At 58.9% G+C, this 18,275-nt stretch carries 18 protein-coding genes; 4 read left to right on the top strand and 14 right to left on the bottom strand.

From position 1 onward, the window contains the following. Positions 1-185 precede the first annotated feature (185 nt). Complete coding sequence (locus AACY50_RS27945) at positions 186-395, bottom strand: cold-shock protein (RefSeq protein WP_002554837.1); 210 nt, start codon at positions 393-395, stop codon at positions 186-188. Between the two features lie 353 nt (positions 396-748). Between AACY50_RS27945 and dcd the strand changes: the two genes are divergently transcribed. After that, positions 749-1,315, top strand: a complete 567-nt coding sequence (gene dcd / locus AACY50_RS27940; protein WP_085724551.1) for a dCTP deaminase — start codon at positions 749-751, stop codon at positions 1,313-1,315. 106 nt (positions 1,316-1,421) lie between these two features. Beyond that, the gene (locus AACY50_RS27935; protein ID WP_339430617.1) at positions 1,422-1,631 is read left to right on the top strand and encodes a hypothetical protein; all 210 of its coding nucleotides are present in this window, start codon (positions 1,422-1,424) and stop codon (positions 1,629-1,631) included. A gap of 40 nt (positions 1,632-1,671) precedes the next feature. Here AACY50_RS27935 and pdeM read toward each other — a convergent pair whose 3' ends face one another. The 10 genes from pdeM to AACY50_RS27885 form a co-directional block, all read right to left on the bottom strand. Further along, positions 1,672-2,328 carry a ligase-associated DNA damage response endonuclease PdeM gene (gene pdeM, locus AACY50_RS27930; RefSeq protein WP_339464408.1) on the bottom strand — a complete coding sequence of 219 codons (657 nt, stop codon included), beginning with the start codon at positions 2,326-2,328 and terminating at the stop codon, positions 1,672-1,674. Continuing rightward, on the bottom strand, positions 2,328-4,814 hold the full coding sequence (locus AACY50_RS27925) for a ligase-associated DNA damage response DEXH box helicase (protein ID WP_339539803.1): 2,487 nt from the start codon (positions 4,812-4,814) through the stop codon (positions 2,328-2,330). The genes pdeM and AACY50_RS27925 overlap by 1 nt, the downstream gene beginning before the upstream one ends. A gap of 192 nt (positions 4,815-5,006) precedes the next feature. Continuing rightward, the gene (locus AACY50_RS27920; RefSeq protein ID WP_339430620.1) at positions 5,007-5,771 is read right to left on the bottom strand and encodes an ABC transporter ATP-binding protein; all 765 of its coding nucleotides are present in this window, start codon (positions 5,769-5,771) and stop codon (positions 5,007-5,009) included. A 13-nt stretch (positions 5,772-5,784) separates the two neighbouring features. Continuing rightward, positions 5,785-6,903 carry a succinylglutamate desuccinylase/aspartoacylase family protein gene (locus AACY50_RS27915; RefSeq protein ID WP_339464410.1) on the bottom strand — a complete coding sequence of 373 codons (1,119 nt, stop codon included), beginning with the start codon at positions 6,901-6,903 and terminating at the stop codon, positions 5,785-5,787. Between the two features lie 12 nt (positions 6,904-6,915). Beyond that, the gene (locus AACY50_RS27910) at positions 6,916-7,626 is read right to left on the bottom strand and encodes an ABC transporter permease (protein WP_221731458.1); all 711 of its coding nucleotides are present in this window, start codon (positions 7,624-7,626) and stop codon (positions 6,916-6,918) included. Beyond that, a complete protein-coding gene (locus AACY50_RS27905; RefSeq protein ID WP_339430622.1) occupies positions 7,623-8,351 on the bottom strand; it encodes an ABC transporter permease in 729 nt (242 codons plus the stop codon). The genes AACY50_RS27910 and AACY50_RS27905 overlap by 4 nt, the downstream gene beginning before the upstream one ends. Before the next feature lie 57 nt (positions 8,352-8,408). After that, positions 8,409-9,191, bottom strand: coding sequence for a transporter substrate-binding domain-containing protein (locus AACY50_RS27900; RefSeq protein WP_221731456.1), 783 nt, complete (start codon positions 9,189-9,191; stop codon positions 8,409-8,411). A gap of 229 nt (positions 9,192-9,420) precedes the next feature. After that, positions 9,421-11,109: an ATP-dependent DNA ligase gene (locus AACY50_RS27895; protein WP_339430623.1), complete on the bottom strand. Its 1,689-nt coding sequence runs from the start codon at positions 11,107-11,109 to the stop codon at positions 9,421-9,423. After that, the gene (locus AACY50_RS27890) at positions 11,106-12,140 is read right to left on the bottom strand and encodes a ligase-associated DNA damage response exonuclease (protein ID WP_339493710.1); all 1,035 of its coding nucleotides are present in this window, start codon (positions 12,138-12,140) and stop codon (positions 11,106-11,108) included. The genes AACY50_RS27895 and AACY50_RS27890 overlap by 4 nt, the downstream gene beginning before the upstream one ends. A gap of 183 nt (positions 12,141-12,323) precedes the next feature. Continuing rightward, the gene (locus AACY50_RS27885) at positions 12,324-14,774 is read right to left on the bottom strand and encodes a penicillin acylase family protein (protein WP_339539799.1); all 2,451 of its coding nucleotides are present in this window, start codon (positions 14,772-14,774) and stop codon (positions 12,324-12,326) included. Positions 14,775-14,986: 212 nt separating this feature from the next. Between AACY50_RS27885 and AACY50_RS27880 the strand changes: the two genes are divergently transcribed. Then, complete coding sequence (locus tag AACY50_RS27880; RefSeq protein WP_339539808.1) at positions 14,987-15,544, top strand: cysteine hydrolase family protein; 558 nt, start codon at positions 14,987-14,989, stop codon at positions 15,542-15,544. 139 nt (positions 15,545-15,683) lie between these two features. On the opposite strand, the gene AACY50_RS27875 is transcribed toward AACY50_RS27880, so the two are convergent. Genes AACY50_RS27875 through AACY50_RS27865 form a run of 3 tightly spaced genes read right to left on the bottom strand, consistent with a single transcriptional unit; the run spans position 15,684 to position 16,942 of the window. Further along, positions 15,684-15,887, bottom strand: coding sequence for an SEC-C metal-binding domain-containing protein (locus AACY50_RS27875; protein WP_003198420.1), 204 nt, complete (start codon positions 15,885-15,887; stop codon positions 15,684-15,686). Next, positions 15,884-16,378 (bottom strand): LEA type 2 family protein, encoded by a 495-nt coding sequence (locus tag AACY50_RS27870; protein ID WP_339430626.1) that lies wholly within the window; start codon positions 16,376-16,378, stop codon positions 15,884-15,886. Before AACY50_RS27870 ends, AACY50_RS27875 begins: the two co-directional genes overlap by 4 nt. Before the next feature lie 42 nt (positions 16,379-16,420). Next, the gene (locus tag AACY50_RS27865) at positions 16,421-16,942 is read right to left on the bottom strand and encodes a YchJ family protein (protein ID WP_339539795.1); all 522 of its coding nucleotides are present in this window, start codon (positions 16,940-16,942) and stop codon (positions 16,421-16,423) included. Positions 16,943-17,339: 397 nt separating this feature from the next. Between AACY50_RS27865 and AACY50_RS27860 the strand changes: the two genes are divergently transcribed. Next, on the top strand, positions 17,340-17,915 hold the full coding sequence (locus AACY50_RS27860; RefSeq protein WP_339539792.1) for an ATP-dependent nuclease: 576 nt from the start codon (positions 17,340-17,342) through the stop codon (positions 17,913-17,915). Positions 17,916-18,275: the final 360 nt, after the last annotated feature.

Raw genomic sequence — 18,275 nt, 5'->3', positions numbered from 1 at the left:
TCGACTTGGTCGACAACCGACAATTTAAAAGTCAGCGTGTAATCGCGTTGACTACGTTTTGCGCCCGTATCCATTGCCCCCTCCTGATAAGAAGCCAGAAGGTGTAAACCTTATTCAGGACGAGACAGCGCCCACAAAAAAGCCCCGCTTTTAAGGGCGGGGCTCTTTTCTAAAGAAGCTACAAGTTAGATAACTTGTACTTCTTCAGCTTGCATGCCTTTCTGACCGCGGGTAGCGATGAAAGAAACCTGTTGGCCTTCTTTCAGGCTTTTGAAGCCGTCGGATTGGATAGCTTTGAAGTGAACGAACAGGTCGTCACCGGATTGTGGAGTGATGAAGCCGAAGCCTTTTTCATCGTTGAACCACTTAACGGTACCGGTTTGGCGATTAGACATGGTGTAACTCCTTGAACAAAGATAACTGCGACGCAGGAAGAACCCTGGCCGAGACTGAGTGCAAAGAGCAGGAAAAATTCTTGTAGATGGTTGGATCGAAATTCAACATATCGTGTAGAGATTCTCAGTGACACAAGCAGCACAGTGGCGCCACCTTAACCCTTTTTCCCGAACGTGCCAATGCTTCTTGCGAAGGTTTCTCTGTTTTAAGGATCAGCGGTGCGACAGTTCGTCTCCAGAACCCGTATTTTCAGCGTGTTCGGCGAGAATTGCAGCGCGCACTTTGAACCCGGCGGCGCGCCCGGTAAGATGCCGGACAGAATTTTTCCACCTCGCTATTCAGGACACCCGCCATGAGCATCAAATCGGACAAGTGGATTCGCCGCATGGCGCAGGAACACGGCATGATCGAACCGTTCGTCGAGCGCCAGATGCGCGGCAGCGACGACAGCCGGGTGATCTCCTACGGTGTGTCGAGCTACGGCTACGATGTGCGTTGCACCAGCCACTTCAAGGTGTTCACCAACATCAATTCGGCCATCGTCGACCCGAAAAACTTCGACGCTGGCAGCTTTGTCGATATCCACAGCGATGTCTGCATCATTCCACCGAACTCCTTCGCGCTGGCCAGCACGGTCGAATACTTCCGCATTCCGCGCAACGTATTGACCATCTGCCTGGGTAAAAGCACCTACGCGCGCTGCGGGATCATCGTCAACGTCACGCCGCTTGAGCCGGAGTGGGAGGGCCACGTGACGCTGGAGTTTTCCAACACCACTAACCTGCCGGCGAAAATCTACGCCAACGAAGGCGTGGCGCAGATGCTGTTCCTTGAGTCCGACGAGGAATGTGAAGTGTCCTATAAGGATCGCGGCGGCAAGTATCAGGGCCAGCGTGGCGTCACTCTGCCGCGTACCTGATCGTCCATCCGGCGGATGTCGGGAATTCTTTGGCGGGCAGACACTCTATGGGGTGTACTGCCCGTTTTTGTTTCTGGCAAAACGGGCCTTCGCTGAGGAGTGTTCCATGAAGATCGATCCGCATATCACTGCCGAACTGGCAAGGCTTGAGCCCAATCAGGTTGGCGTTTTAGCCTGGTCCTTGTTGGCACACCCGACCCTGAGCATGGCGGGGGGAATTCCCGGTCAGCCCGATCCTGATACCCCCAACGAACAACCGACCGAGCCGGGTGAGCCGACGCGTCCCGACGAGCCGCCACCGGCGCCAGTTGCCTAACTCACATGCGATGGCCCCTCATTTGAAGTCCTCGAAGGCTTCAACTGACGGGCCATACTTCGTTATCACCGATGACAAATATCCTGCAGTTGTCATCTCGTTTGATCGCATAACCACCGGTGAACGCGCCGAACGCCGGCATCAAGCTGACGCGTTCGCCCACGCTGAAACACGCCAAACGCAAACTCTGCCGGCCCTTGCCATGCAGCCGATAAACCGGGTGTACATGACCGGCCAGCACATGTCTTTCCGGATGAGGAATCGGTTCATGCTGCAAGGCAAACGGCCCGAGCAGCATCGGTTCTGCAACCACTCTGATGTTAAGCGCCACTGGTGGATCGCCCGCACGTTTGTCGTGATTGCCACGGATCAGCGTCATCGGCAGATCCGCGTGGCGAGCTCGCCATTGCGCCAGCGCGTTCAATGTGCCGGGCGAATGAGAGCCCGGACCATGAAGGAAATCCCCCAGAAAAATGAGTTGCCGACAGGGATGCTGGTTCAGCAGTTGATCGAGCATCGCGATATTGCTCGCCGTCGTGCCTTGCGGAACGGGCTGCCCGAGGCTGCGATAGGCGCCAGCCTTGCCAAAATGGACATCGGCGATGAGCAGCGCCTGTTGTGCCGGCCAATACAGGGCTTTTTCCGGCAATAGCCAGAGTTCTTCACCGGCCAGATGCACAGGGTAGAGCGTACTCATCAGCGTTTGCCCGTGTCGGCAGATTGCTCCAGGTCGCCGACCATCCGTCTGATACGGTCAGCGAGTTTTTCCGAACTCATGCGCTCGCGCATACGTTCCACCAAGAGGGGAAACCCCAGGGGCGTAGGGCGTTTGATCCGGTGCATGTCCAGTTTCATTCCTTGGAGGCGCTCCAGCGTCTGTTCCAGCCTGCGAATATCCAGTTCTTCACGCAGGACTTCTTCCCCGGCTTGCGCCAGCAGCAGATTGTCACGGTCATATTGTTTGAACACTTCGAAGAATAATCCGCTGGAGGCTTGCACCTGGCGGGTACTTTTCGGTGCGCCTGGAAAACCGGCGAACACCAGTCCGGCGATCCGGGCGATTTCCCGAAAGCGCCGCAAGGCCAGTTCTCCGGCGTTGAGACTGGCCAGAACGTCGGCTAACAGATGATCGCAAGTGAATAACGCCTCGTTCAGGTGTTCTGCCCAATCAACCGGCGTGGCGCTGAGCAATTCCAGCCCGTAGTCATTGACGGCAATCGAGAATGTCAGCGGCTGACGCTGACTGACGCGCCAGGCCAGCAGGCTTGCAAGCCCCAGATGCACTTGTCTTCCGGCGAACGGGTAGAGAAACAGGTGCCAGCCTTCACGGGATTTCAGCGCTTCGGTCAGCAGGTGGTGGGTCGTGGGCAAGCCAGAGGCGCGCGCCTGCGTTTCCAGCAGGGGGCGCAGTGCCTGCATTTCCGGACCGGCAAACTCACCTTGCGCGGCGGCGCTCAAGCGCGTCACCACCGCTTGCGCCAGTTCACTGGAAAGCGGCATGCGTCCGCCGTTCCAGCGTGGTACGGCGGCTTTTTTAGCGGCGCTGCGTTTGACGTAAGCGGTCATGTTTTCCACGCGCACCAGTTCCAGCAAACGTGCAGCGAACAGAAAACCATCACCCGGTTTAAGGCGGGCAATGAAGCCTTCTTCGACGCTGCCCAATGGCTTGCCTGCGCCGCCCTTGCTCCAGAACTTCAACTGCATGCTCGCGTCGCTGACGATGGTGCCGATGCTCATGCGGTGCCGCCGCGCCAGTCGCGCATCGGGCACGCGCCAGACACCATGCTCATCCGGTTCGACCCGGCGGTAATCCGGATAAGCCGTCAGAGACATGCCGCCATGGCGTACGAAAGCCAGCGCCCATGCCCAATCGACGGGTGTGAGGTCGCGATAAGCCCAAGCGCCACGGACTTCTTCGTACAACGCTTCGGGTATAAATCCGCCCCCCAGTGCCATGCTGACCACATGCTGCACCAGCACATCCAGCGGTTGATGCGGCGACCATCGTGGTTCAATTTGTCTTTGCTCCACGGCATCGCGAGCGGCGGCGGCCTCGATCAGTTCAAGGCTGTGCGTCGGCACCAGCGTTACTCGTGAAGTGCGCCCCGGTGCGTGGCCAGATCGCCCGGCGCGCTGCATCAGACGTGCCACGCCCTTGGCTGAGCCGATTTGCAGCACGCGCTCTACCGGCAGGAAGTCCACGCCCAGATCCAGGCTTGAGGTACACACCACGGCTTTGAGTTGCCCGTCCTTGAGCGCCTGCTCAACCCAGTCGCGGGTATCGCGGGACAGCGAACTATGGTGCAAAGCGATCAACCCGGCCCAGTCCGGGCGCGCCTCAAGCAACGCCTGATACCAGATTTCCGACTGCGCCCGGGTGTTGGTGAACACCAGGCTGCTGGCGCAGGCGTCGAGTTCGGCGACCACTTGCGGCAGCATCTTCAGACCGAGATGCCCGGCCCATGGAAAACGTTCGATGGTCGGGGGGAGGAGGGTGTCGACTGTCAGGGATTTTTCGCTCTGGCCCTGAATACTCACGCCACCGCCCTGTGGGATCAGCACCTGTTCGGCGTGGGATTGATTACCCAGCGTGGCGGAGACGCCCCAGACGATCAGGTCGGCTTGCCAGTGGCGCAGGCGGGCGAGGGCCAATTGCAATTGCACGCCGCGTTTGTTACCGAGTAGTTCGTGCCATTCGTCGACAACCAGCATACGCAGGGTTGAGAGCGCAGTTTGTGCGTCAGCGCGGGCGAGCATCAGCGTCAGGCTCTCAGGTGTGGTGATCAGCGTGGTGGGCAGGCGTCGACTCTGACGGGCCCGTTCGCTGCTGGCGGTGTCGCCTGTGCGCAGGCCGATGCTCCAGGGAATGTGTAAATCATCGACAGGCATTTGCAGGGCGCGCGCAGTGTCGGCGGCGAGGGCGCGCATTGGCGTGATCCACAGCACGGTCAGCGGTTCGGCCAGCGGTTTGCGTTTGCGCGATGTTTCGACGGTTGGCGCGGATCTGGCGAAACGATTGAGTGCCGCAAACCACACGGCATAGGTTTTACCGGCGCCGGTGCTGGCATGGAGCAAACCGGATTCGCCGTTTTTGACAGCGGCCCACACCTGTTTCTGGAACGCGAAGGGCTTCCAGTGTCGGGCGCTGAACCAGGTTTTTGCGAGGTCGGGGGATTTCGCCATGCGGGCTGCGCGCACTCTGGAGGGGTTATTCCAGTGACCGCGGTGCCCGCTAACAAGTTTAATTTCGTCAGTAGCTCAATACCCTTGTGGGGGCGAGCTTGCTCGCGAAGACGTCGCCACATTCAACATCATCGTTGGCTGACAGATCGCTTTCGCGAGCAGGCTCGCTCCCGCAGGTTTTATGTGTGCAAATTATTTGAGGTTGCCGCTGAGGAATTGTTGGAGGCGCTCGCTTTTCGGATTGCCCAGCACGTCTTCAGGCGCGCCTTCCTCTTCGACCAGTCCTTGGTGCAAAAACAGGACCTGACTGGATACTTTGCGGGCGAAGCTCATTTCGTGGGTCACCATGATCATGGTCCGGCCTTCTTCAGCCAGCCCCTGAATCACCTTCAGCACCTCGCCCACCAGTTCCGGATCCAGCGCCGAGGTCGGTTCATCGAACAGCATGACTTCCGGCTCCATCGCCAGCGCGCGGGCAATCGCCACACGCTGTTGCTGGCCGCCCGACAGAAACGCCGGGTACTGATCCGCCACCCGCGCTGGCAGGCCGACCTTGTCCAGATAACGTCGGGCACGGTCTTCGGCTTCCTGTTTGCTGCAGCCCAGCACCCGGCGCGGGGCCATGGTGATGTTTTCCAGCACGGTCATGTGGCTCCACAGGTTGAAATGCTGGAACACCATCGCCAGGCGCGTGCGCAGGCGTTGCAGTTCATTGGCATCAGCCACATGCACGCCATGGTGGTCGGTGACCATGGCAATCGCTTGGTCGTCGAGACTCATCGCGACTTGATTGGGTTGTTCGAGAAAATTGATACAGCGCAAAAAGGTACTTTTGCCCGAGCCGCTGGCGCCGATCAGGCTGATCACGTCGCCAGTCCTGGCCTTGAGCGAAACGCCTTTGAGCACCTGATGGTCGCCATAGCTTTTGTGCAGGTTTTCAACGGTCAGTTTGTACATGGGACAGACATCCTCAAGGCGAAAGTAGGTAGCCGCTGCGATAGGCTTCAGCGCCCGCGACGTGGGCGATCACCATGCCGGCCGTGGCCATGCGCCGCAATGAGCGGGCGTACATCAAACCGGCAATGGTGCAATGAATGGGCGTGACCCGGTCGTTGATCGGGTCAATGATTTCGGCGATCTGCTGACCAGCCTCCAGGTATTGCCCCGCAGTGGCGCAATACACCAACAGGCCGCCGACTGGCGTGATCACCGGTTCCACCCCGGCCAGCGGCGTGGCGGGGAACGGCAGTGGCGGCTGCGGCTTGGTTTCGCCAACGATCGCATCGAACTGCACCAGATAATCGAGCAGCGCCTGGCAGTCGCGGCTGGCCATCGGGTGATTGACATCACCCTGGCCGCGCAACTCCACGGTCACCGAGAAACTGCCCAGCGGAATCTTGAAGTGTTCGCCGAAACGTTCTTTGAGTTGCCACCAGAGCAGGGTGAAGCATTCATCGAACGACTGACCGCCGGAATCGGTGGCCAACAGACTGGCCTGGGATTCGATGTAACGCGCCAGAGGCTCGACCTGCGGCCACGCTTCGGGCGTGGTGTAGAGGTGAACCACCGATTCGAAGTCGCAATGCAGGTCGAGCACCATGTCCGCATCGCAAGCCAGCCGTTGCAGGATCAGGCGTTGGGATTGCAGTTGCGTACTGGCGGTCTGGCGGGCGAGGGCGCTGCGCAGGCTGGCGCGGATCAGCTCGAGGTTGCGCTGCGGGTCGTCGCTCAGTCTGGCCTCGATGTCGTTGCCGATTTCTTCGCTCAGGTCGACGAACCAGCGGTTGAAGTTCTGCCCGCTCTCCAGCTCGTAGCGGCCCAGCGGCACGTCCATCAGCACTTGTTCGAGGCCAACCGGGTTGGCCACCGGCACCAGCACGATTTCGCTGCGCAGGCGCCCGGCGGCTTCGAGCTCCTTCAGGCGCTGCTTGAGGTGCCAGGCCACGAGCATCCCGGGCAATTCGTCGGCGTGCAGCGAAGACTGGATGTAGACCTTGCCTTTGGCCTGCTCCGGGCCGAAGTGAAAACTGTGAATCTGTCGTGCGGTCCCCGGCAGCGGGGCCAGCAAGTCATGTATCTGGTGGCGCATTTGAGCTAAGTCCTAGTGGGTCGGCCCGAGGAAGGCCAGCCATCGGCGTTCGGCGAGGCGGAACAGGCCGACCAGCGCGAAAGTAATGGTCAGGTAGATCAGCGCGGCGATGCCGAACGACTGAAACGTCAGGAAGGTCGCCGAGTTGGCGTCCCGGGCCACTTTCAAAATGTCAGGGACGGTCGCGGTGAAGGCCACGGTGGTCGAGTGCAGCATCAGGATCACTTCGTTGCTGTAATAAGGCAACGAGCGGCGTAGCGCCGAGGGCATGATCACGTAGGCATACAGCTTCCACCCTGTCAGCCCGTAAGCTTTGGCCGCTTCGACTTCGCCGTGGTTCATGCTGCGAATCGCCCCGGCGAAAATCTCCGTGGTGTAGGCGCAAGTGTTCAGGGCAAAGGCCAGAATGGTGCAGTTCATCGCATCGCGAAAGAAGCTGTCGAGAATCGGCTGCGCGCGCACGGCGGCCAGGCTGTAGATGCCGGTGTAGCAAATCAGCAACTGGATATACAGCGGCGTACCCCGGAACAGGTAGGTGTAGAACTGCACGGGCCAGCGGATGTAGAAGTGCGTGGAGACCCGAGCGATCGACAGCGGAATGGATGCGAAGAATCCGATGAAGATCGAGGCGCTGAGCAGCCACATCGTCATCGCCAGCCCGGTGATGTTGTTGCCGTCGGTATAAAGGAAGGGTTTCCAGTATTGCTGTAGAAGTTCGATCATCGTACGGCCTCCCGGGAGCCGGCGGCATAACGGCGTTCGAGCCTGCGCAGGATGATGTTCGAGGCGCTGGTGATCAGCAGATAGATCAACGCGGCGAGTACCAGAAAGTAGAACAGTTGATAGGTGCTTTTGCCGGCGTCCTGCGCGGCTTTGACCAAATCGGCCAAGCCGATGATCGACACCAGCGCGGTGGCCTTGAGCATCACCATCCAGTTGTTGCCGATGCCGGGCAGGGCGAAGCGCATCATCTGCGGGAACACCACCAGGCGAAAACGCTGGCCGCGTTTGAGGCCATAGGCGGTGGCCGCTTCAACCTGGCCGCGTGGCACCGCGAGGATTGCGCCACGGAAGGTCTCAGTGAAATACGCGCCATAAATGAAGCCCAGGGTCAGGACCCCGGCGCTGAACGGGTCAATCTCGATGTAATCCCATTCCAGGTAGTCGGTGAGCAGGGTCAACCAGGTTTGCAGGCTGTAGAAAATCAGCAGCATCAGCACCAGGTCGGGCACCCCGCGAATGAGCGTGGTGTAGAGCTGGGCGGGCAGGCGCACCAGTTTGACTTTTGACAGCTTGGCACTGGCGCCGATCAGACCGAGCAGCACGGCCACCAGCAGCGACATCGCCGATAATTTGATGGTCATCCAGGTGCCTTCCATCAGCAAAGGACCGAAGCCCTTGAGGCTGAAGGCAGAGAGCCCCAGATTTTGTAAGAGGGTTTCAAACATAAATCAGCAACCTGAGCGGGTGGAAAAGGCGCCCATCGAGTGATGGGCGCCGGGGTGTTATTTGCCGCTGTACAGATTCAGATCGCCAAAGTGTTTCTTCTGGATGGTGGCGTAGGTGCCATCATCGTGTAACGCTTTGATACCTTTATCCAAAAGTGCCTTCAGCGCAGTGTTACCTTTCTTAATACCGACAGCAGTTTTGGCTGGCAGCAATTCGCTGTCCACTGGCTTGCTGACGTCATAATCGGCGCCCTGTGGCGACTTCAAAAAGCCCAGTTCGGCTTGCAGCATGTCCTGGATGCCAGCGTCGAGACGGCCGGACGTCAGGTCGGAATACACCTGATCCTGGTTTTGATAGGCCTGGGTTTTCACGCCTGCCTTGTCCAGAACGGCTTTGGCATAGGCTTCCTGAATGGTGCCTTGCTCGTAGCCCACGGTTTTGCCCTTCAGGGACGCCACGTCTGCTGTGACGCCAGAACCTTTCTTGAACACATAAGCGGTCGGACCGGAGAACAGTTCGCTGGAGAAGTCGATGACTTTTTCACGGGCCGGGGTCACGGTCATCGACGAGATCACACCGTCGAATTTATTGGCCTTGAGGCCCGGAATCATGCCGTCGAAGTCACTTTCGACCCACTTGCACTTGACCTTCAGTTCGGCGCAGATCGCGTTGCCCAGGTCGATGTCGAAGCCCACCAGGCTGCCGTCGGCCGCTTTCGACTCAAACGGTGCGTACGAAGGGTCAACGCCAAAGCGCAACTCTTTGTATTCCTTGGCCAGCGCGGAGCCGGCGGCCATGCACAACGCCAGTGCAGAAAGGGTCAGCAATGCTTTTTTCATTATTCAATCCCTAAGAACCAATATGAGCGCTTGTGGCGCAGAATTATTGTTACTGGAACGCGTACGACCCATTAAAAGTAGCAATTTCCGAACCACAGTCCCGAACAAGTGTTTTAAAAGGTTGGGGAAGGGAGAGGAGAGAGTGATTGGTGCACAGAAACGGGCACCGTAAATACCTTGCACCAAATCAGTTCAAATGGCGTCGACGCGCGGCGTGGTACTGATCCAGTCAGGCCAGCAGATCTTGCAGTGTTGCCAGACTGTCCGCTTCTTCTACGGTTTTGTCCTGGCGCCAGCGCAGCATCCTTGGGAACCGCACCGCAATCCCGCTTTTATGCCGTCGCGACAGGGCGATCCCTTCGAAACCCAGTTCAAATACCAGGCTCGGCTTGACGCTGCTGACCGGGCCGAACTTTTCCACGGTGGTCTTGCGTACGATGCTGTCGACTTCGCGCATCTCTGCGTCGGTCAGCCCGGAATAGGCCTTGGCGAACGGTACCAATGTACGTTGACTCGACTCCGGCGGCCCGTCCCACACGGCAAAGGTGTAATCGCTGTAGAGGCTGGCGCGCCGCCCGTGACCGCGCTGTGCGTAGATCAACACCGCATCGACACTGAACGGATCGACCTTCCATTTCCACCAAACGCCCATGTCCTTGGTGCGGCCGATGCCATACAAGCCGTCGCGTGCCTTGAGCATCATGCCCTCGACACCTAATCGGCGGGAGGCTTCGCGCTGGCGGGCGAGGTCAGACCAATCGGTGCCGGTCAGCACCGGCGAGGCGAGCAACACCGGGCTGTTGCAGCGCGCAATGACCTCTTCCAATTGGGCGCGGCGCTTGGCTTGCGGCTGGTTGCGCCAGTCTTCGCCCTGCCATTCAAGCAGGTCGTAGGCAAGCACCACCACCGGCACCTCCTGGAGAATTTTCCGGTCAAGGTTTTTGCGGCCGATCCGCTGTTGCAGCAGGGCGAACGGTTGCACCGCTGGCGGCTCTGGCGATTGCGGATCGAAGGCGTCTTCAGTGCTCGGGTGGGTGCTTTTCCACACCACGATTTCGCCATCGATCACTGTGCCATCGGGCAGGCCGTGTACCAGCGCATCAAGTTCGGGGAAGCGCTCAGTCACCAACTCTTCGCCCCGCGACCAGACCCACAAGCGGCTGTCACGCTTGATCACTTGCGCACGAATGCCGTCCCACTTCCATTCCACTTGCCAATGACTGGCAGGCCCGATCAGCCCTTCAAACGCTTCAACCGGTTGCGACAAAGCATGAGCAAGAAAAAACGGGTACGGCTGACCGCCGCGCTGGGCATGTTCATCGGCAGATTCTGGCGCGATCAATTTCAGATAGCTGGCGGCGTTCGGTCGGTTGGACTGATCGGTGTAACCGACCAGGCGTTGCGCTATGCGCTTGCTGTCCAGGCCGGCCATTGAGGCCAACGCCCGTGTCACCAACAATTTCGACACGCCGACGCGCAAACTGCCGGTGATCAACTTGATGCACAACATCAGGCTCGGTCGATCCAGTTGCGCCCACAGCGCCGGCAGTTGCTTGGACAGGTAATCCGGGGTTTCACCGCGCAGCGGCAGCAATTTGTCCTCGATCCATTGCGCGAGGCCGGCATCGGAGTTGTGCGGATTTTCCGGAAGCACCAGCGAAATGGTTTCCGCCAGATCGCCTACCGATTGATAGCTTTCCTCGAACAGCCAGGGTTCCAGGCCGGACACCCCGACCGCACGTTCACGCAGGATGCGCACCGGGACCAGTTGCCGAGGGCGTCCGCCGCAGAGGAAGTACACCGCCCACGCCGCATCTTGCGGTGCTGCCTGGGCGAAGTAGGCTTGCATTGCCGCCAGTTTGGCGTTGCTCGACGTGGTCGCGTCGAGCTCGGCGTACAACTCGGCGAAGGCTTTCATGCAGACGTCTCGGCAATGGTCGGTTCGACGGTGATGTTTTCGTCTTCGTCATCGCCGTATTCGGTGTTGAAGCCTTGAGCATCCAGACCTTGTTCACGCAGATGGCGCACCAGGACGCCTATCGAGCCGTGGGTAACCATCACCCGTTCGGCGCCGGTCTGATTGATCGCCCAGAGCAGGCCGGGCCAATCGGCGTGATCGGACAGCACGAAACCGCGATCGACCCCGCGCCGTCGGCGGGGGCCGCGCAGACGCATCCAGCCGCTGGCGAAACCGTCGCTGAATTCACCGAAACGCCGCATCCAACTGCTGCCTCCAGCCGAGGGCGGAGCAATGACCAAGGCCTGGCGCATGATCGGGTCGTTCTTTTTCAGGTCGCCGGCATAGATCGTCGGCGGCAGGTACACGCCAGCGTCGCGGTAAACCCGGTTCAGCGGCTCCACAGCGCCGTGGCTGAGGATCGGGCCGAGTGTTTCATCGATGCCATGGAGAATCCGTTGGGCTTTGCCGAATGAGTAACAAAACAACACGCTGGCTTTGCCGGCGGCGATGTTGGCCGACCACCATTGATTGATCTCGCTTAACACCTGTGCCTGCGGCTGCCAGCGGTAGATCGGCAGGCCGAAGGTCGATTCGGTGATGAACGTGTGGCAGCGCACCGGTTCGAATGGCTGGCAGGTGCCGTCCGGCTCGATCTTGTAATCGCCCGACGCGACCCAGACTTCGCCGCCGTATTCCAGACGTATCTGAGCCGAGCCGAGTACGTGGCCAGCCGGATGAAAGCTCAATGTGACGCCGTGATGAGTCAGGCGCTGACCGTAAGCCAGGGTTTGCAAGTGGATGTCCTGGCCGAGGCGGGCGCGCAGGATGCCTTCGCTGGCGCTGCTGGCCAGGTAATGCTGGTTGCCGGTGCGGGCGTGATCGCCATGGGCATGGGTGATCACCGAGCGTTCGACCGGCCGCCACGGGTCAATGTAAAAATCCCCGGCGGGGCAGTACAAACCTTCAGGGCGGGCGATAACAAGATCCATGTCGTTACCAGAATGGAGGGCTTGTTAGCTATGAGGTTTGGGCGTGCTCAGAAGTTCTATGGATTTTTCAGTGCGTGGGGACAAAGCCAATGTGGGCTTGTTCGCGAGGGTGTCGTGTCAGTCGAGATATTTCGTAATGACACAGCGCTTTCGCGAGCAAGCCCGCCACAGAGGGACGGCGTTTTATTTACCCGGCGTAAGGGTCAAGCGCGTCTTGCCGTAAACCCGCTCAAAGTTCTGCGGTTGCATCGGCAAACCGATGTACTGGCCCTTGAGCCATGCATCAATCCCGTTGAGGTAATTCGGGCTGACCGGATTGCCCGACTGGCCCGTACCGTTTTGCCCCATCAGAGGTTCGGTCTGGCCGAAGTCGACGATAAACCGCATCGACGGCGCATGGGTCGTGTTGAAGTCCTGCCCCCAGTTAAACGCCGCCGTGTTCAACGTCGTGTGATCGCCGCCCGCCGCCAGCGGCCCACGAACGGTCTGGCCATCGGCATTCTTCCACGCGTAGCTGTGCAGTTTGCCCCACTGCCAAGCCTTGTGATCGCCACCCAACAGACTGTCGCCGGCGGTAATCGCTGCGGCCAGGCTGCGGGCGAGAATCAGCGCTTTATCCTCTTTCTGCGCCGTGCGAATGTCATCCCAGAACGGACTGTCCTCGCGTCCCAGCAGATGATCAGCCTGGGCTGTGTAGGATAAGTTGCCATTGGCAATAAACGCTTTCCACGCCGGGCTGGACTCGGGGCCGAGTTCGTCGAGGAAGATCTGTTTCATGCTTTCTTGCAGGAACAGTTCGTAGATCGCCGCGTCGGCGGACGTCGGGCTGAGCTTGCCGTCGAACGCCATCAACCGGCTAAAGGCTTCGCGGGCCTTGCCGCGTTCAATCGGCGGCAAAGCGTCGATGGCCTGTTTCAGCGATTGTTTCATGCCCGGTGCTTCGAATACCTTTTTCAGCTTGGCGGCGAACGTGGTGGTCTGGTCGTATTGCATGGCAATCACGCTGCGACTGTCGTGTTTGCCGCTGCCGGCCAGTTCGGCCAAGCGTTCGCCACGCTCCGGCGCGGCCCAGGAGTTGGACAACTGCATGCCGTAACCGTGGGGGATGACACGCTGGTTGGCGGTGCCGAGCCAGCCCTGTGCCGGATCCTGATCATAGGGATGTAGCATGGGGTCGGCGTAACCGTCCCAATCGTAACGGCCTTCCCAGCCCGGCGATGGCAGCAGGCCTTCGCCTTCACGACGGTTGGGGAAACGCCCGGTGACTTGCCAGCCGATGTTACTGGCGTCGGCGAACACCAGATTCAGGGCGATCGCGCGGATTTCCCGGCTCGCGTCCGAGGCGCGCTCAACATTCTGCGCACGGCTCAGGTCAAAAAACGCGTCCAGGGATTTGTCGTCGGTAAAACTCGGCGTCTGCAAGGCCAGGCCAAAACCGTTGCCTTGTGCCGCCGCCTGAGCGCTATTGAGCAGGGCACCGTGACGGGTTTCGTACACTGCTTCGCGAATCGGCCGCTGGCCTTTGACGAAGTAGGTTTCGTTGCGCACGCCCAGCGGCTGCCATTTGCCGTTGACCTCGTAGGTCAGGCTGCTGCCCTGGCGGCGGATCTTTTCCAGAAACAGGTCCTGGTTGTCGCCGAGCACGCTGCTCAGGCTCCACGCCACTTTGCCGTTGAAGCCCCCGAGGACCATCGGCAAACCGGCGACGGTGACGCCGGCGGCCTGATATTTCGGCGCGCGGATCTGTACAAAGGTCCACAACGACGGCGCGGCCAGCGGACCGTGGCTGTCGCTGGCCAGCAGGCTTTTGCCGCTGCGGCTGCGTTGCGGGGCCATTGCCCAGTTGTTCGAAGAGGTGGCGCCGAGCAGGTTCAGTGCCGATAGCTGCTGGCTGGTGTTACTCAGTTCGTTCAGGCCCGGTATTTGCCCGTTGAGCTTGAGCCCTTTGAGCTTGTCGGCTTCAGCCAGCGGCAGGTTCTCGTCTGGTGCGGAGGGGGTCAGCCAGGCAAGTTTGTCGGTGGTCATGGTTTGCGCCAGGACCAGCGACGAGATCTCTTGCGGCAGATTGGCCGACTGGCTGAAGTTCAGCAGTGCAAAAATCAGCGCCGAATCTTCCGGTTTCCAGTATTCAGGCTTGTAACCGCTGGAGGCGAGATCCCCCGGCAATTTGTCGGCGTAGCGGAACAGGTAGGCGTTGACGCCCCGGGCATAGACTTCGAAGAAACGCTTGAGCCGTGGCGACGAGGCTTTATACAACTCGCCGGCACTTTTCTTCAGGTTGACGGCGCGCATGTAGCGGTCGGCATCCAGCATCGAGGCGCCAGACATTTCCGCCAGACGGCCCTGAGCCAACAGACGCAGCGTGACCATTTGGTTGATGCGATCGCTGGCATGCACGTAGCCGAGGCTGAACAGCGCGTCATGGAAGCTGTTGCTTTCGATCAACGGCATGCCCATGGCATTGCGCCGCACCGAAACGTTCTGCGCCAGCCCCTTGAGCGGTTGCACGCCGGAGGTGGGTGGGAGGCTGTCCTGAGCGTTCCAGGTATGGCAACCGGACAGGCCCAAAACACTGGCCACTGCTGCGGCAACGCCGAACCGGGGAAGAAAATGTGTAAGGGCTGGCGAGGCCATGGCAAAGCTCCTGCGGGGGGTAGCGTCAGTAAAGGCGCTACGTTAGTGAGCAGGAGGATGCCGCGCAAGCGGGGGCGGGGGTTATTTCCAGATTTATGGCGGACGGTAAACCCCGGCATCAGGTCGTCCCGTGTGCGTTCGATCGCTTGCTTTGAGGAAGGGGGGGATGCTCAAGTGCACATTATTCAATGAACCGCGTGAGAGAAATCGCCATGGAGCTTCAGGCCAACGCCGCACTGATCATCATCGACCAGCAAAAAGGCATCCTGCATCCGCGCTTGGGGCGGCGCAATAATCCTGACGCTGAAGCGCGAATCCTTGATTTGCTGGGCATTTGGCGTAGCAGTGGGCGACCGGTGATTCATGTGCAGCACTTGTCGCGCTCGCCGGAATCAGTGTTCTGGCCCGAGCAGTCCGGAGTGGAGTTTCAGGCAAGGTTTATGCCGCAGGACGGCGAGTGGCTGATTCAGAAACAGGTCCCGGATGCATTTTGTGGCACGGGGCTGGAGGCGCGGTTGCGTGAAGCGCGGATCGCACAGGTGATCATCGTTGGCGTGGCGACCAACAACTCGGTGGAATCCACCACGCGCACGGGGGGCAATCTGGGGTTCGAGGCGTGGGTCGCGGAGGATGCGTGTTTCACCTTCGACAAGGCCGATTATTTCGGTACGCCGCGTTCAGCCCAGGAGGTACACGCGATGTCGCTGGGGAATCTGGATGGGGAGTATGCGACGGTGGTCAGTTCAGGCCGGATTCTGGCTATCGCCTGAGAAACCTGTGGGAGCTGGCAAGCCCGCTCCCACAAGGATCGCGATGCAAACAAAAATGGCGACTGACGTTGATTAACCTGTAGGCGTGAGCCTGCTCGCGATGGCGACTTTCAGGCAAAGAAGATCTGCGCCCGAGGCATCAAGCGCCGTGGCACTTCTTGAATTTCTTACCGTTGCCGCATGGGCAAGGGTCGTTGCGGCCGACGTCTTTCAGGGCGTTGCGCACCGGTTCCTGGTGGGCGTGGCCGCAGTTCGGGCCGTGGACATGGCCATGGTCGTGATCGTGGTGATGGTCATGATCGTGGTTGCAGTCAGGGCCATGGACATGAGGTTGCTGAGTCATCGGTGTTGCTCCGGAATTAAATCGGCGGGGATTATCACGCCATTGCGCTCAAGGTGCACGTAGTGGGCGATGAATAAACCGGTTTCCATGTCGCCCTGCAGTCGGTAAGGAATCTGCTGGTTCGGCCTTTTCAGCATTTTCACCACCTCTTTGACCTGAGGCCACAGGTTGGTGCGAATCGGCACTTTGTAGAAAGCGCTGTGTTTGGCCCCGACAGTGATCCAGCGTTCATACGCACCCTCGGTCAGCAGCATGTCAGCCAAATGGATGCGGTATTCCAGGCCGCGCACGGTCAAGTCACTGCTGTTGGGGTTGTCGATGCGAAAGTGCAGGATGAATTTCTGCTCAAGTAACCTGGCGCGCACCACTTCGACTTTGACCAGATGCACGGTGGGGTCGACGCTGACATCACTGAACCACGAGGCGCAACCGCCCAGGTTCAGGATCAGCATCAGAGATAAAGCCTGAAATGTGCGCCGTTGACTGAGCATCGCGTAAAACTCCCTTTCGCCTCAGTCTAGTCGCCAGCGGATTTACGCGCCGAAATACCCCGCGCAGCACTTTTTAAACTTCTGCCCGCTGGCGCATGGGCAACTGTCATTACGGCCCAGCTTCAATTGCACAGTCGGGTCGATGAAGTACCAGCGCCCGGCGTTCTGTACAAACGAGGAGCGCTCGCGGTGACTGTGTTCGCCCTGGCTGTCATGCCAGCGTGCGGTGAAGGTGACGAAGGCATGTTCCGGCTGGCCGCCGAAGACTTCCGAGTTTTCGACGTCGAGGCCCAGCCAAGTGCTTTGTGCGCTCCAGGCGCTGATCGACTGACGATCAAGGCCCGATTGCTGGACGGGCAGGGTGGTCGCCACCAGATAGTCGATCAGCCCCAGCACATAGGCGCTGTAACGCGAGCGCATCAAGGCTTCGGCGCTCGGCGCCGGGAGGCCGGCGTGATAGTGACCGCAGCAGGCATCCAGCAGATTGCCGCTGCCGCAAGGGCAAATAGCTGTACTCGTTACTTCCGGAGCCTTACTAACAGTTACATGTGTTTTATCTTCCATAAATCAGTCACTTACCTAATTTAACTTTTTTTATGTTTTTTACGCGTGTAACGAGTGAGTGGTATCCAATCTGCACAATTGCAATTCCATAGTAACCTTTCATTTTGAGCTCGTCTGAAGTGGAGGCTAGGCCATGACGGCCATTTATGTTTGGAGGTTCTGCACCCCAAGTGCCGGTTAGCCTTCCGAGGTTTCGATTTCGACTCACTCTTGTTCGTTTCCAGTCGGACTGATGAAGTTTAAAAATCAGTGCGCAGCGTCGGGATGGCAATACGCACTACAGTGCGAACCAGCTCACTAGGATGGCCGTTCCTTTCTGAGCCTAAGAAAGCGAGTCGGATCGTGACATCAAGAGTTTGCCATTTTTCGTAGGTGAAGTTATGGAGGACGTTGCTCGGTGAAAATTAGAAAAATAACGATTAAGAACTTTCGTGGGGTGAAGGAGCTTTACTGGAGCCTTCCAGCAGTTGACATCTTCTGCCTCATAGGGAAAGGCGATTCCTCTAAGTCAACCATCTTGGAAGCAATCCGATATACGTTCTACCCCCAATGGAATCTCACTCTCAGCGACTCGGATTTCCATCAATGTAAAGTTGAGAATTCCATTGTCATCGAAGTCACGATCGGCAGCCTCATTGAGGAATTCTGCGCGCTTAACAAGTACGGGCAGTACCTTCGGGGGTGGGACGCAGCTGCACTGACGCTCACGGATGAGCCGGATGACCACCTAGAAAGTGTTTTAACCGTTCGGCTCACGGTTGAGAAAGATTTGGAGCCGAAGTGGGTCGTGGTCTGCGACCGCAATCCCGATGGTGTTCCATTCAAGCAAGCCGACAGAAACAAAGTCGGGGTGGGACTCATCGGTGCTTACAGTGAGAGAGAGCTTTCATGGGCGAATGGAACCGCATTGGCCAAGCTAACTGAAGCACAGAGCCTGACTGAGCTGTTAGCGAACCCTCCGTTCTGTGGGTAGTCGGTGAGACTTGGGTGCGGTGTGAAGATAGTAAATACACCATTGGTGCGGACGAGCCCGCGACCCGCTCACAGGTCCGCGACCTGTTGATCGAATCGGGTTGGAAAGCTCAACAATGGCCAGACGACTGGCCGAGAAAAATACGTTGAGTAATGAATTCTTTATTAGGGACCTGGCTGAGAAAGGGGTGACTTTTCAGGCGACTCATGCCGGTCCATATGGAAGCAAGTCTATGGACTTGCCCCTACCAAACCGGACACCAACTCCCCGTTAAATTGATGCTGCCGCTAAGCGCCTGAACTCCCTCGGAGAGCGATAGTTCAAGGCGCTGTGTGGATGCTGCTCGTTGTAGTGCTCGAA

Origin of the sequence: Pseudomonas sp. RA_15y_Pfl2_54 (assembly GCF_963971015.1) — a bacterium.
Taxonomy (GTDB): Bacteria; Pseudomonadota; Gammaproteobacteria; order Pseudomonadales; family Pseudomonadaceae; genus Aquipseudomonas; species Aquipseudomonas baetica_A.
Note: the sequence above shows the minus strand (reverse complement) of the source record. Positions and strands in the feature narration are given on the sequence as shown.